Source organism: Bacillus sp. SD075, from assembly GCF_017355165.1.
Classification (GTDB): Bacteria; Bacillota; Bacilli; order Bacillales; family DSM-1321; genus Peribacillus.
In genome coordinates this window covers 173851-187913 of sequence record NZ_JADILK010000002.1, presented here as the reverse complement: position 1 = coordinate 187913, position 14063 = coordinate 173851, and the positions used below count along the sequence as shown (strand labels likewise).

The window sequence follows — 14063 nt, the reverse complement described above, 5'->3', positions numbered from 1 at the left end:
CCATGAGCAACATCTACCTATTGGTGAGGAATAAATCGGTTTTTCATTGTCTTTATTACTGTATTTTACCAATAATTATTAAAACAGAGTGAATTATTTGAAAATCAACCACTTATCGGATAATCTTACACAGTAATAGTTACTAAAAGTTAGTTCAATAAAGCGGTTAACAGGAGGAATTCAAATGAATAAAATAAAAACCAAAATGTTTGAACCTGTAACAATAGGAGCATGGAATTTAAAAACAAGAACGGCAATGGCTCCTATGACACGGTCGTTTGCCGATAACGAAACTGGTGTTGTAAGTGACTTGACCGTAGAATATTACCGGAAACGGGCCCAAGATGGAATCGGACTTATTATTACTGAAGGGGTAGTAATTTCACCAAGAGCAAAGGGGAATCCTGGCGTTCCCGGAATATATACTCAAGAGCAAATCAACGGGTGGAAAAAAGTAACGGAAGCCGTACACGCAGAAGGCGGAACGATTATAGCGCAAATCTGGCATGTGGGCCGTGCAAGCCACCATGAAATTGCAGGAGGACTTCCTCCCCAGGCTCCGTCACCTATTGCTGCGGAAGGAAAGGTATCACGATTCGGCAAACCTTTTGACATTCCTGAAGAAATGACGGAGACGGATATTTCAGAAGTTGTGAACCAATATAAACAAGCTGCCAAGAATGCAATGGATGCTGGCTTTGACGGCGTTGAAATTCACGGTGCACATGGCTACTTGATAGACCAGTTCAATTCTGACACTTCCAATAAAAGGACCGATCGGTACGGTGGGGATTTAAAACAGCGCCTGACATTTATGAAGGAGGTGCTAAAAGCTGTTATGGATACGGTTGGAGTGGATCGTACCCTTATTCGTTTCTCAGCTTTGAAAATTGACCAGCCATCTTACATGTGGGAAGACCCTGAAACAGCGATCCAAACATTTATCGAAGCGTTCAATGAAACAGGAGTCAAAATGATTCACCCATCCACGATGGAATTTACCAAACCGATTGCAAGAGGATTGACCATGCATGAATTGGTACGCAGCCACTGGGATGGAATTATAGTCGGTGTGGGCGGGCTTGATCCGGAAACTGCAGAAGCCGCACTGGAAAAAGGCATCATTGACGTTGCGGCGATTGGACGCCCGCTTATAGCCAATCCGGATTATCTGGAACGAATTAAGCAGGATGAAAAACTTGTTGATTACGAGGTCAAGAAACATTTAGGGCAGCTGATTTAATAGAGATAAAAAGATGAGGCAGGCTTGTTCATTGCCAGGGCAACTCAGTAACCATACTTCCTTTTCTATAACTGGTGCGATTCTTCATTCAAGAAGGGTCGCCTTTTTGTATGAAAACACTTTAGTGAAAGGCCATACTTAAATAAGCCCACCATATTCTAATTTTGTTGAAGGACGTAAATGCACTATGTCGTTATTTTAATTGGTTATGCAGTTTGTTGTTCAGATGGAGCGATTGTATAGCCTTTCTTTTTTAGGTATTCGATCATTTTTAATTCTTTGTTCGTTTGTTTTTCTTAAAAGGTGATTTGAGCCTAGTTCTTGATAGGGTTCCCCTGTTTTTAAGATGTTGTAAGCAATCGTTATTAGTAAATGAGCAGAAGCGATTCGTGCCTTCATTTTTCCCGAACGTAGAGAAATGAGGTACTTTATCATGGAAACCATAGCCTAAGAACCAACGGTAAGCCATATTTGTTTCAACTTCTTCCATCGTTTTACGCATGGAACGAATACCGAAGGTATATTGAATGAATGTCAGTTTAACTAAAATAACGGGATCAATACTTGGGCGTCCTACCTCTGAATACCTATCTTTCACCAAGTCATAAATGAAAGTGAAGTCAATGGCAGCCTCCATTTTACGAACCAAATGGTTCGCTGGCACCAGTTGATCTAAAGTAATCATTTCAAGTTGATCTCGCTGAATAGAATCATGTTTAGAAAGCATCCTCATCACCTCAAGTTTTAATACTTCTATTTTAAAACAAAAAAGACTCTAGGCAAAAGGGTTCCATCTAAAAGGTAAAACAAAGTTGATTGGAACGGGTGTTCGAGACCCCGCAGGCGAAAGCCGAGGAGGCCTCCGGGTCCAAATTGTACAAGCCATAAAAAAATGTAGACAAACTCGATTACCATCGAGTTTGTCTACATTCTGAAGGGATCTTCCAATCGAAGATCCCTTTTTTATACATCAAACGTTTCTATGAACTAAATCACCATACTGATACGAACAATGGACGATTACTGCAACTCACTAATCCAATCTATCATCTTTTAACTAAAGGCATTACATCTTGCGGTATAGGGGAGATATAGCTCTTCCCTTGTAATCGTTCTTTTAGCTCTGTTTTTGCCTTTTCAATCAATTCAGGATTTTGAAGTACTTCTACTGCAGTGGCCGCAATAACCTTGCCAGCATGAAGCATCCCCTTATGGGCAATGGATGTTGATCCGAGTGTAACCCACTGCCAGCTATGCAAAGGGGAACCAAGAACAAAACAAGCTGTTGTGCATTGGGCAGTAGGGACAATCCAACTAACATCTCCCACATCCGAGGAACCTGTTAATGGCGCTTGTAATCCCTCAATGGGTTCTAACCAATTTGCCAGTGCATCATCTTGATTATCTTTAAATGGATTGATTGTACTGTTCCTTTCTTGTTCGCTTAAGGTAGCACGGACTTCTTTGGCAAGCTGTTTTTCCTTATCCTCGTGTTGGGGAATGCCTAATTCCTGGAAATTCTTATGCATGACGGAATCCAACACAGTGTTTTGGATAACATTGGAACAGGCCTTATCGAAAACGATTTCCACTTCAGTTCCTGTCATAAGGGCAGCTCCTCTAGCAATATTACAAACTCTCAAGTAAATATCTTGAACTTGCGAAACTTCTGGAGCGCGTAATAAATAAAGAACTTCTGCATCTTGTTGGACCACATTAGGCGATAATCCACCTGAATTCGTTATCGCATAGTGGACTCTTGCTTCTTGGATAATATGCTCTCTTAAATAGTTCACGCCAACATTCATAAGTTCAACGGCATCTAAAGCACTCCGTCCCAAATGTGGTGATGCTGCTGCATGAGAGCTTTTACCTTTAAATTTATAATACACTTGGAAATTGGAAAGTGAATCCATTGACATAACGCCGTTAACATCCAGTGGATGCCAACAAAATGCAAAATCAACATCATCGAACAAACCTTCTCTGACCATGAAGGTTTTGCCAGATCCGCCTTCTTCTCCTGGACATCCATAATAACGAACTGTCCCATTTATATGATTCTCTTCCATATACTCCTTCACTGCAACAGCCGCAGCTAAAGATCCGGTGCCAAGTAAATTGTGACCACATCCATGTCCATTTTCACCTTGAACAATTGGCTCTTGTTTAGCTGTAGCTTTTTTTTGACTCATACCTGACAACGCATCAAATTCTCCCATGATTGCCACAACAGGTTTACCAGTTCCAAAGCTGGCAATGAATGCTGTTTCTATGTTTCCAACACCTTTTTCAACAGTAAATCCTTCGTTCTCTAAGGTGCTGCAAAGCAATTCAGCTGATTGATATTCTTCAAAGCGTGTTTCCGCAAAATTCCATATACAGTCACTGACTTCAATGAATTTTTCTTTTTTTTGTTCGATGATTTCCGATAATCTATTTATATGTGTCATTTTACACTCTTTCCTTCCTATATATATTCTGAAGAATTATTTTAATAGGCGTCTTGCAATTAGATTCAAAAGGTCTGCACTCCTTGGTAAAACTTCTTCTTGAATATCAAATTTAGGGTGGTGATGTGGTGCAGGAATATCAGTCCCAATAATCATATATGTCCCTTTACCGCCATTATCCTGTACTCTTCGAATCATAAAACTTGCATCTTCGCTACCAGCAGAACCGGATTCCCTGCATGCTTTGATTGTTGAAAAACCATCTACATTCCTGGCTTCTTCCATGGCCAGTTCGACAAGTTCTTGATCACAACGAATCGTAATTGCTTGACCTATGATTTCAATTTCATGTTCAAGCTCATGCATACCTGCACTATGAGCCACGATATTTCGAACACGTTGCTCCACTTCAGCATTTATTTCTTCGGATATAGACCGGGTTTCAATGACCATTTTTGCATGCGCTGGAATAATATTAGCTGCTGTTCCTCCGTTAAGAATCCCTACATTTATGCGGGTAGAACCTGAACTGAATCTTGGAATAGCATGTATATTTAATAATGCGGTTGCTGCTCCTAACAATGCATTTTTCCCTTTTTCCGGAGAAGCACCTGCATGAGAAGATACCCCATGAAAATGGGCAGCCATTTTCGTACTTGCTAAAAAGCCGGAAGAACCACCATGGAATTCTCCTAGGGGGACATCTGTGCCAAGGTGCAGACAATATAAAAAATCCACATCATCCAAAATCCCTTTTTGTACAATTGAATAGGCACCGCGTACTCCCTCTTCAGCAGGTTGAAAAATAAGCTTTACCGTTCCTGCAAAATTCCCATCCGCTAATTTTTCAGCAAGTCCTAAGCCAATTGCTGTATGGCCATCGTGTGCACAGGCATGCATATTCCCTTCATATTTGGAACGAAAACCGTTTATTTGCGGGAAGTGGTCAGAATCAGTACTTTCCGTAACAGGCAATGCATCCATATCAAAGCGGAAAGCTACGGTTGGGCCATCAGTTTTTCCTTTTAATATACCAATGACGGCAGTATATCCACCCTCCATTTCTTGGAGGATTTTTGGATTGGCGCCATCTTGCAATGCTCTATTAAATGTGTCCTCTAATACTTCTATAGGGGGGACTCCGCGGCGAGAATCACCATCTAAAGCATCTTTTCCAAATATCACGTTATATTTCAGAGAAGTAAGTGCCTCCACTACCTTTGAAGCAGTTCGAAATTCGGTAAAGCCAACTTCTGGATGTTGATGAAGATCACGTCTTAAAGAAATAATATCCAATTCGTTTCACTCCTAATTTATTTGATGATAATTCAGATAATCCGATTTGGTGTCCATTCCAAGCAGCCCAGCCCCTCAAGTCGGATAAGGGGCATGCGGGGCGCTTGAGATTTTTTCAAATTACGGTAATTTCGGATATACTCCGGGACCAATTGGGAGGCCAAGGAAATACCAAACGACTACCAATAGCGTCCAAATGATAAAGATGATAATCGGATAAGGCAAAATAAGAGAATAATAAGTTCCTAGTTTTGCATCTTTCCGATACTCTTGTAAGAAACTTAAGAATAGTGGGACAAATGGAGATACAGGTGCCAATGGCAGGACAGATGAATCTGCTACCCTGAACAACATTTGGGCGAAGGCAGGATGATAGCCTAATACCATGAACATTGGAACAAAAACAGGTGCCAATATAGACCATATTGCAGATCCGCTAGCAATGAACATGGAGAGAAGCCCGGATAAGAACATTAGTCCAATTAGGACAGGTGCACCTTCTATGTTTAGCTGTTCCAAGAGGTCCGTGATGGATAAAGCCAAAAATTTACCCATATTACTCCAGTTAAAGCAGGCGACAAACTGGGAAAGCGGGAAGACCATAATAATAAATCCGGCCATTCCTTTAATTGGGTCCACCAATAATTCCGGAATGTCATTTTGTTTCTTGATTGCTCCCACCTTAACTCCATAAGTAATGGAAACTGTAAAAAAGAAGAGTAAGATGATTGCGACAATTCCAGACATGAATGGAGAGGGGAGAATGGCTCCAGTTTCTGGATTTCGTAATAGAGCTCCTTCTGGAACGACCAGAACGGCCATAACAGCTATAAAAATCAATGCTGAAATACCTGTAGCCAGGAGTGCTTTGTTTTGTTGCTTCGTTAATTGCTCCAATTTTTTATGCTGACCGCCACCTTCATACTTTCCTAAGCGCGGCTCGACAAATTTATCTGTAATCAAGGATATAACTACCGTGAGTAAGAGAACGGAAGTCGCCATAAAGAACCAGTTATCTGTAACATTAACGGTCAAATTTGCATTCATGCCCTTCGCTACTTCCGAACTAATTCCTGAAAGCAAGACATCTGTTGTGACGATTAATAAGTTAGCAGTGAAACCTGAACCAACCCCAGCGATGGCAGCGAGCAACCCGGCAACAGGGTGACGTCCTACAGCAAGGAAAATCAAGGCACCAAGGGGAGGCATGATAACAAGCGCAGCATCAGAAGAAACATGACTAAAAAAGGCAACAAATACAACTAAATAACTAGCGTATTTCCCTGAGACTTTTAACGACATTTTCCGAATCAAAACTTCTAACAATCCAACTTTTTCCGCTAATCCTACTCCTAGCATAAGAGCTAAAATAGATCCCAGTGGTAAAAAGCCGGAAAAGTTTTTAATCATATTCGGCAAGATCCATTGGATGCCTTCACGGCTTAAGAGGTTTTGAACTTCCACTTTCTCTCCACTTATGGGGTCCGATGCCGAAACATGGAAGACTGATAAGAGAGCGGTTACAACAAATAAAAAGGCAATCATATAAATAAATAAGATAAAGGGGTGGGGGATCTTGTTTCCTATTCGCTCTACTCGATTGAAAAATCCACCCGTTTTATGATTTTGAAGATCAGTTGTATCTTTCATTAACTTTTGTTCCATTACATTCTCCTCCTAAACCTTCTTCCATTTGTAGTTTGTGCGTTTTACACCATTCCATTTATAAACTTTTTCTCTAAACTTGCCTTAAACTCAAATTACCATCTTTCATCCTTTGTGGACTCCATTAATTCCTTTCAATATACTGGTTTTTATTTAACGAACATTTAACGCTATTTTCGTTAAATGTATTATATAATTAAGAATAATCTATTTCAATAAAATTTTCAGAAAAAGGGGAAATTATTTTCTGGTAATTATTTGAAGTGAACTCTGGGATTCTAATCCTTTGAATCAATAAGTCCTGCCACTCTTGAACTCACGATAGATAAGAAACCATATTAAGTAGCACCGTTTATTTATAGCAAACGGTGCTTTACATGCTTTTATATGTTGAGCTCATATTTTATTCCCTGTTAGGGTTGGTTATTTTGATATAATAAAACTAATAGTATGATGTAGGGGTGAAATAAACTTGTATAAAATTGGTGTTGTAGGTCCACTTTCATCTATAAAGAAAATTCGGGATGTTACTAATGAATTTGAACATGAAATAGATTTTATTGATTTTCCATATGAAGATGCACGTGAGGTAACCGACATTATAAAAAATCACCAAAATGCAGTAAATGGTTGGTTTTTCTCTGGACCGGTCCCATATAGAATAGCTAAAGAAATGTTAGATTCAGATGCCAATTTTACGTATTGTCCTCCTGTAGGATCTAGTTTATATAGATGTTTTCTACAAATGTCTGCTGATCAAAAATATTTTTTCGATAAGATATCCATCGATATGATCCGATTGGAAGACTTTTTTTTGCAAGAATCGCTACAAGAGCTAGGGATTTCCACCGAACATATTTATGTAAAAACATTTGATGAACAATATGATTTTCAAGACATTGTTCAATTTCATCTTCGTTTGTGGAGGGAAGGGGAGGTACATGGTGTCCTTACCGTTTTACAATCTGTATATGAAGCATTGAAGAAGGAGAATGTTCCTGTCTACAAAATAAATATGACTAAGATGGAAATCCGGCAAGCGGTCAAGATTTTAATTGAAAAAGCAAAAAGTACTTATTTCAAGGATAGCCAGATAGGTGTAGAAATCATTGAGATTGATCAGTTCGATCAATTTGTTGACGAGGTTAATATTCGTTACCATCTGCAGCATGTGGAGCTTAAGATTAAACAAACCTTACTTACATTTTGCGAAAAATTAGATGGATCCCTCATCGAAAATGGAAACGGACGCTATCAAATATTTAGTTCACGAAAGGCAATTGAACGGGAAATTGGCAGCTTGCAAAGTACTGTTCAACAACTGGCCCTTGAAATGGATGTCCCAGTTGCAGTTGGTATTGGTTTTGGTGAGACGGCTGCATCGGCAGAAATCAATGCCCGCAAGGCGATCCGTCATTCGAAGAAGCAAGATAGTTCCGGAATTGTCGTTATCCAAGAAGATGGTGTAATGATTGAATCCGTAGGTCAAGAAGAACAATTGGCATATACCTTTCGTTCTGATGATAAAGAACTGCTAGATAAATTGAATCAGGCTAACATTAGTGTAAAAACGTATAAAAAGATAGAAGCATTGGTTGATCGTATGGGCTGGGACGGCTTCACTTCCTCAGACTTGGCTTCTCATTTATCCATGACAGTTCGAAATGCCCAGAGAATTATGAGTAGTTTGAGTGATAGCGGTTTAGTGGAGTTCAAAGGAGAAGAACTTCAATCACCACGGGGAAGACCTCGTAAAATTTATATGTTAAAGAAGTAACACCTCGACGATCTTGGTATACACGTAAATATTTCTTATAATGCAGTAGTGACAAATGGCGTTCGGATACCACCTGAAAGGTTTGTACCACCTGGAGCTATTATTGATTCGCAGGAAAAAGCGGATGCACTTTCACGAGTACCAAAGGGGAGTAAGGAATTTGCAAATGAAATTCAACGAGTCAATCAGGAATTTCCCGCATCTTATCACCTGTTATTTGGGAAAAATCGTTGCTCCTGGGAATTTGCCTATGACCAGTGATATGTATGCTGGATCGGGTCCTATTCGTAAGGATTCTTTATAGAATTGCGAAGCTGCCATTGAGGCAGCTTTTTTATTGCATTGGGCAGGAAAGTATAATAATTCTTAAGAGGAGGTGTTCACGTATAAAAGTGTTGCATGATAAAATGATTCAAAAGAGAAAAGTTTGGCGTGGTATGAATACCACTATCTATACCATTGCCATCACTCTTTTCTTTTGGCTGCTGATAGGATAAGAGTAACTAGACAACTGATAATCATGACTCAATAGTTAGACAGCAGAAGAATTAGGATTACGATAATGACTTAGATTAAACTGGGATATTCTAAAAAGAACAATGAATCTATTACAGATTATAAAAGGAAGTCGATTACTGGATGTATAAAATCGGACTGGTCGGTCTAAAAACTTCTATTGAACAAATTTTAATCTTGGCAGAAGAATATAAACATGAGTTGGAATTCATCTCTTTGCCCTATGTAAAGACAGAAGAGGTAGGAAATATTGTAAAGGAACATGATTCTAACGTACATGCATGGCTTTTTTCTGGTCCGCTTCCCTTTGAAATTGCAAAAAAAACACTAGGTACGGATAAAATAATGGTCCATGTTCCTGCCACGGAATCAGGTTTTTATAAATCCTTTTTAGAGATGATCTACCAACAAGAGAAAATCATTGAGCACTTAAGTATCGATACAATGTCCTCAAATAATATTAGCGAAGAAGCTTTGTCACAGTTGAATATAAAAACCCAAAAGGTTTATACGAAAGTGTTTGAGACAGATGTTGATACGGATGAATTGGTACATTTTCACTTGAATTTATGGAATGCGGGAAAGACAGAAGGAGCTTTTTCTTGTTTTCCGTCCGTGTGTGAAGCTTTAAGGGGATATGGCATTCCAGCCTACCGTATGTCGATGAGTAAGATGGAAGTACGGCAAACGCTTCGAATTCTTTCTGAAAAAGTAAAGACATCCTACTTTAAGGATACACAAATCGGAGTTGAAATCATTGAAGTCGAATATTTTAACAAAGTGGCAGAGGAAATGAAAACTCCATATCATTTACAGTACTTGGAGCTTCGCCTAAAAGAAATGTTGATTCAACTTGGAGAAAAAATAAATGGTTCCTTTTCAGAAAAAGGGAATGGAAGGTACATGATTTTTAGTTCTCGCGGCGCAATCGAGCGAGAAATCATTACGCTCGAAGATACCATTCAAAAATTGGTCTTTGAAGCAGATACACCCGTTACCGTTGGAATTGGCTTCGGTGAGACTGCCTATTCAGCGGAAATCAATGCTTTTCGTGCTATTCAACATTCAAAAGAGATGAAAAAGCGTGAAATTGTGATTATTCAAGATGATGGCAAGATTATCGAATCACCAGGCAAAAATAAAGAACTGCAATATGATACCCGTTCCCACAATAAACCCCTTATAGAAAAGTTGAAAAACGGAAATATCAGTGTTAAAACGTATAAGAAAATATCGGCTCTCATTCAAAGAATGGGCTGGAGTGATTTTACTACAAAGGACTTAGCAACACATCTTGAGATGACAGAGCGCAATGTACGACGAATTGTTGCAGATCTGTGCGAAGTTGATTTGGCACAATGCATTGGTGAAGAGGCTAATGCCACCCGTGGAAGGCCGAGTAAAATTTATCGATTATCATGAATTGCAGGCACCCATAATTTGGGTGTTTTTTTCTGCCTTCATTTCGCATGTGAAAGTATTTTTGAAAATTTAACAAAGAGATGCAGTGTAAAAAAAACAGTTTGGAATTTTCAAAAAATATTGTAATGAAGACCTTGTGAGATTATACTCTATTTAAGGAATTTTTTCCTTAAACTATCCTAAATTAATGGTTGTTATGTAAATTGAATGAAAAAGGGGTTGTAGTGGGTGTCTCAAACGATAATAATTCATGATTTAATCGAGGCGGTTAAAGATGAAGTGGTTGATTGGAGAAGATATTTACATAAGTATCCGGAGCTTTCTTTTCAGGAGGAAAAAACAGCACAATTTGTTTATGACACGTTGCAAACTTTTGGTGAATTGGAAATTTCACGTCCGACAAAAACGAGTATTATGGCTCGTTTGATCGGTCAGCAGCCTGGGAAAGTGATTGCACTTCGGGCTGATATGGATGCGCTTCCAATTGTGGAAGAGAATGATTTTGACTTTGTGTCACAGAATTCTGGAGTCATGCATGCTTGCGGTCATGATGGGCATATGGCGATGCTGCTTGGCACAGCAAAAATTCTTACTAACTTAAAGGATCAAATTAAAGGGGAGGTACGCTTTTTATTTCAACATGCTGAGGAACTTCCGCCCGGTGGAGCTCAAGAAATGGTGAGAGCCGGTGTGCTTGATGGAGTGGATATAATCATTGGCACCCATCTTTTGTCGACTCATCCTTTAGGGAAAATTGGTTTGGGCTACGGTCCGGTAATGGCTGGAGCTGATACTTTTAACATTACCGTGGTGGGTAAAGGGGGGCACGCCTCACAGCCTGAACTTACCGTCGATCCCATAGCAATTGGAACACAGGTTGTATCGAATCTCCAGCATATTGTTTCGAGGTATCGGGATGCCCAGGAATCCCTTGTGATTTCAGTGACTCAGTTCCATGCGGGAAGTGCGATTAATGTCATTCCAAGTACGGTAAGCATTGGTGGATCAGTTCGAAGCTTCAATCCGGGGCTGAGGGAAAACATTCCAACCTTTATCGAACGCATAGTAAAAGGGATTACGGAAGCACATGGAGCCACTTATGAATTCGATTATCAGTTTGGTTATGCTCCTACCATTAATGATGAAGAAGTTACCCGATTGATGGACGAAACGATCTGTGAAGTATTTGGTGAAGGAAGTCGTGAGATAGTAAAGCCGATTATGGGAAGTGAAGACTTCTCTGCTTTTCAAAAAGTGGTTCCGGGATCTTATATTGTCATAGGAGCCCGTAATGAAGAAAAGGGGATTATATATCCTCACCATCATCCCAAATTCACAGTCGATGAACAGGCTTTACAATATGGGGTGAAGTTATATGTTCATGGGGCTTTGAAAATGTTAAATCTAACGTACTAGGGGGTTAAGAGGATGAAAAAAATATATTGGCTCGGAGTTATCCCTTTTCTTGGCTTTATAGTAGGCGCTTTGTTTACAAATAAAGTGACTCCCTATGTTCTGGGAATGCCATTTTTCCACTTTTGGATTGTACTCTGGTCCGTGCTGACCACAGGTATTATGGGGGTTATCTATCTACTGGATCCTGCTAATCAGAAGGGGGATTCAAGATGAATATTGCCGTGTTTTTTATCCTGTTTTTTTTCGTCATTTCTGTTTTGATCGGTATACAGGCTAAAAAAGGGAAAGAAATGAACTTGGAACAATGGTCGGTTGGAGGACGCGGGATGGGAGCCCTATTGATTTTCCTCTTGTCCGCTGGTGAAATGTATACAACCTTTACCTTTTTGGGTGCAAGTGGATCTGCTTATGGGGAAGGGGGTTCCATCTTTAGTATCGTATCATATGGCTGCCTGGCTACAGTGATCTCCTATTGGACATTTCCTGCTATCTGGAGGTATGCAAAGAAACACCAATTAGTTTCCCAATCTGACTTTTTTGTAAAAAAATATCAAAGTCCTTATCTTGGTGTGCTTGTTGCGGTTATAGGTGTTGTAGCTTGTACTTGCTACCTGGTGCTGCAATTGAAGGGGTTAGGATATATCGTTTCAGCAACATCCTATGGGGCTATTTCTTCTAAAGCTGCCATTTGGGTAGGAGCAATTGGCGTTACCATTTTTGTCATGATTTCCGGTATTCACGGCTCTGCCAGGACAGCTATTTTGAAGGATATTCTGATTCTTGGCATTGTCGTATTTTTAGGAGTTTATTTCCCTCTTCATTATTATGGCGGTCTTCAGCCTATGTATGAGGCAATTGAACAGGCAAAGCCGAACTATACCATACTTCCAGATCAGGGAATGAGCGTTTCGTGGTATATATCCACTGTTATATTAAGCTCTATTGGATTTTATATGTGGCCGCACGGTTTTTCTCCCATATATGCTGCCTCTAGCGAAAAAGCTTTACGGAAAAACGCAATCCTAATGCCAATGTACCAATTGATTTTATTGTTTGCCTTTTTTGTTGGATTTGCAGCTATCTTACAGATGCCTGGATTAAAAGGCGGCGAAGCCGATCAAATCTTGCTGCAGCTTTCTAAACAGGATTTTGATCCATGGTTTGTGGGCTTAATTGGTGGAACTGGCGTGTTAGCCGCTTTAGTGCCAAGTTCCATGCTGTTGATGTCAATATCAACATTGCTTGCAAAAAATATATATAGCGTATTCACTCCATCAGCAACGGAAAATCAGATTGCAAAACTGGTAAAATATTTGGTTCCCTTAATTTCTCTCATAGGGATTTACTTGACCTTTAAAGGTGGAAATTCCCTCTTTAGTCTTGCTTTAATCGCCTATAATTTCATTACACAACTTGCTCCTGCCTTTTTCGCAAGTTTGTTGAGAAAGAATTTTGTAACCAAACATGGAGCATTCGCCGGGATTATAACAGGAGGAGTGCTAGTCTCTATTATGGAACTGGGGCACATAAAAATTGGACAACTGTTTCCTTATCTTCCTCAAGCCATTAAAGACCTGAATGTAGGAATTATAGCCCTAGTTGTCAATATCGCAGTCTTGGTGGTGGTAAGCCTGATGACCAAAAACATTACTTATACTCATCAAGGTACCGATGATTTGGAGACATCAACAGCAGGGCACAAGGTCCTGATGCAAAAAGAATCAAATAGCTAACTCTACATGGTTTTTATACTAATTTCCAATATGGTTTTGAAAAACGAATGCTCTCCACTTAAAACTTTTTTCGGGGCAGTCATGAACGCAGATAATGAATTGGACTTTTTGGAACCAAAGTGTGTCCAGTGGACACAGGATCATTCAATGAGTCGCCCATTTTGGATTGAAGGGGGAAGGGTAACTTTCAGAATGATTATTTGGCTTTCTGCCCCAATAACAAAGAAGACTATCTACAAATGAAACAAACCGGTCTGAATATGGCCGGTTTGTTTCATTTAGTTATTCTGTTTTAGAGCTCTGATCTTTATTTCTTTTATTTCCTTTGCTGTTGTCCCCACTAACAGGAGCTTGTCCGTGTAATTGCGGTGAATTTTGATTACGGCTGCCTTTATTGAATTTTTTTGTCATGTCTCACATCTCCTTTCTTTTTCAAATACAGTTTGTCCCTTTTTGGTGAACTTATGTTTTCACTTGAAAGGAACAGCTTTATTCAAGTGATATTTTTTAATCATTACCTGTTGAAAAGGGGCTCAGCTGCA

Annotated in this window: 10 protein-coding genes and 1 pseudogene; 6 read left to right on the top strand and 5 right to left on the bottom strand. The window is 39.6% G+C overall.

What is annotated here, in order from left to right:
- Positions 1-184 precede the first annotated feature (184 nt).
- Positions 185-1243, top strand: coding sequence for an alkene reductase (locus tag IOC57_RS02945; RefSeq protein WP_207437341.1), 1059 nt, complete (start codon positions 185-187; stop codon positions 1241-1243).
- A 397-nt stretch (positions 1244-1640) separates the two neighbouring features.
- Here the strand turns inward: IOC57_RS02945 and IOC57_RS02940 are convergent.
- The 4 genes and pseudogenes from IOC57_RS02940 to IOC57_RS02925 form a co-directional block, all read right to left on the bottom strand.
- Positions 1641-1970, bottom strand: a pseudogene (locus IOC57_RS02940) (transposase); the annotation flags it as partial.
- A gap of 319 nt (positions 1971-2289) precedes the next feature.
- On the bottom strand, positions 2290-3696 hold the full coding sequence (locus IOC57_RS02935) for a M20 family metallopeptidase (RefSeq protein ID WP_207437340.1): 1407 nt from the start codon (positions 3694-3696) through the stop codon (positions 2290-2292).
- Positions 3697-3732: 36 nt separating this feature from the next.
- Positions 3733-4992 (bottom strand): amidohydrolase, encoded by a 1260-nt coding sequence (locus IOC57_RS02930; protein ID WP_207437339.1) that lies wholly within the window; start codon positions 4990-4992, stop codon positions 3733-3735.
- Between the two features lie 120 nt (positions 4993-5112).
- A complete protein-coding gene (locus IOC57_RS02925) occupies positions 5113-6657 on the bottom strand; it encodes an AbgT family transporter (protein ID WP_396020754.1) in 1545 nt (514 codons plus the stop codon).
- Between the two features lie 472 nt (positions 6658-7129).
- Here IOC57_RS02925 and IOC57_RS02920 point away from each other — a divergent pair, with 472 nt between their 5' ends.
- From IOC57_RS02920 to IOC57_RS02900, 5 genes are all read left to right on the top strand, one after another.
- Positions 7130-8434, top strand: coding sequence for a helix-turn-helix domain-containing protein (locus IOC57_RS02920; RefSeq protein ID WP_207437338.1), 1305 nt, complete (start codon positions 7130-7132; stop codon positions 8432-8434).
- A 639-nt stretch (positions 8435-9073) separates the two neighbouring features.
- Complete coding sequence (locus IOC57_RS02915; RefSeq protein ID WP_207437337.1) at positions 9074-10372, top strand: helix-turn-helix domain-containing protein; 1299 nt, start codon at positions 9074-9076, stop codon at positions 10370-10372.
- Between the two features lie 228 nt (positions 10373-10600).
- On the top strand, positions 10601-11788 hold the full coding sequence (locus IOC57_RS02910; RefSeq protein WP_207437336.1) for a M20 family metallopeptidase: 1188 nt from the start codon (positions 10601-10603) through the stop codon (positions 11786-11788).
- A 12-nt stretch (positions 11789-11800) separates the two neighbouring features.
- A complete protein-coding gene (locus IOC57_RS02905) occupies positions 11801-12001 on the top strand; it encodes a DUF3311 domain-containing protein (RefSeq protein WP_207437335.1) in 201 nt (66 codons plus the stop codon).
- Positions 11998-13521: a sodium:solute symporter family protein gene (locus tag IOC57_RS02900; RefSeq protein WP_286184475.1), complete on the top strand. Its 1524-nt coding sequence runs from the start codon at positions 11998-12000 to the stop codon at positions 13519-13521. The genes IOC57_RS02905 and IOC57_RS02900 overlap by 4 nt, the downstream gene beginning before the upstream one ends.
- A 282-nt stretch (positions 13522-13803) precedes the next feature.
- Here the strand turns inward: IOC57_RS02900 and IOC57_RS25645 are convergent, their stop codons facing one another.
- A complete protein-coding gene (locus IOC57_RS25645) occupies positions 13804-13932 on the bottom strand; it encodes a hypothetical protein (RefSeq protein WP_255256698.1) in 129 nt (42 codons plus the stop codon).
- Positions 13933-14063 lie beyond the last annotated feature (131 nt).

Bases quoted from the DNA above. Each gene is read 5' to 3' on its own strand.
- IOC57_RS02945 (WP_207437341.1), top strand. From the start codon at position 185: ATGAATAAAATAAAAACCAAAATGTTTGAACCTGTAACAATAGGAGCA.
- IOC57_RS02935 (WP_207437340.1), bottom strand. From the start codon at position 3,696: ATGACACATATAAATAGATTATCGGAAATCATCGAACAAAAAAAAGAA.
- IOC57_RS02925 (WP_396020754.1), bottom strand. From the start codon at position 6,657: ATGGAACAAAAGTTAATGAAAGATACAACTGATCTTCAAAATCATAAA.
- IOC57_RS02915 (WP_207437337.1), top strand. From the start codon at position 9,074: ATGTATAAAATCGGACTGGTCGGTCTAAAAACTTCTATTGAACAAATT.
- IOC57_RS02905 (WP_207437335.1), top strand. From the start codon at position 11,801: ATGAAAAAAATATATTGGCTCGGAGTTATCCCTTTTCTTGGCTTTATA.
- IOC57_RS02900 (WP_286184475.1), top strand. From the start codon at position 11,998: ATGAATATTGCCGTGTTTTTTATCCTGTTTTTTTTCGTCATTTCTGTT.
- IOC57_RS25645 (WP_255256698.1), bottom strand. From the start codon at position 13,932: ATGACAAAAAAATTCAATAAAGGCAGCCGTAATCAAAATTCACCGCAA.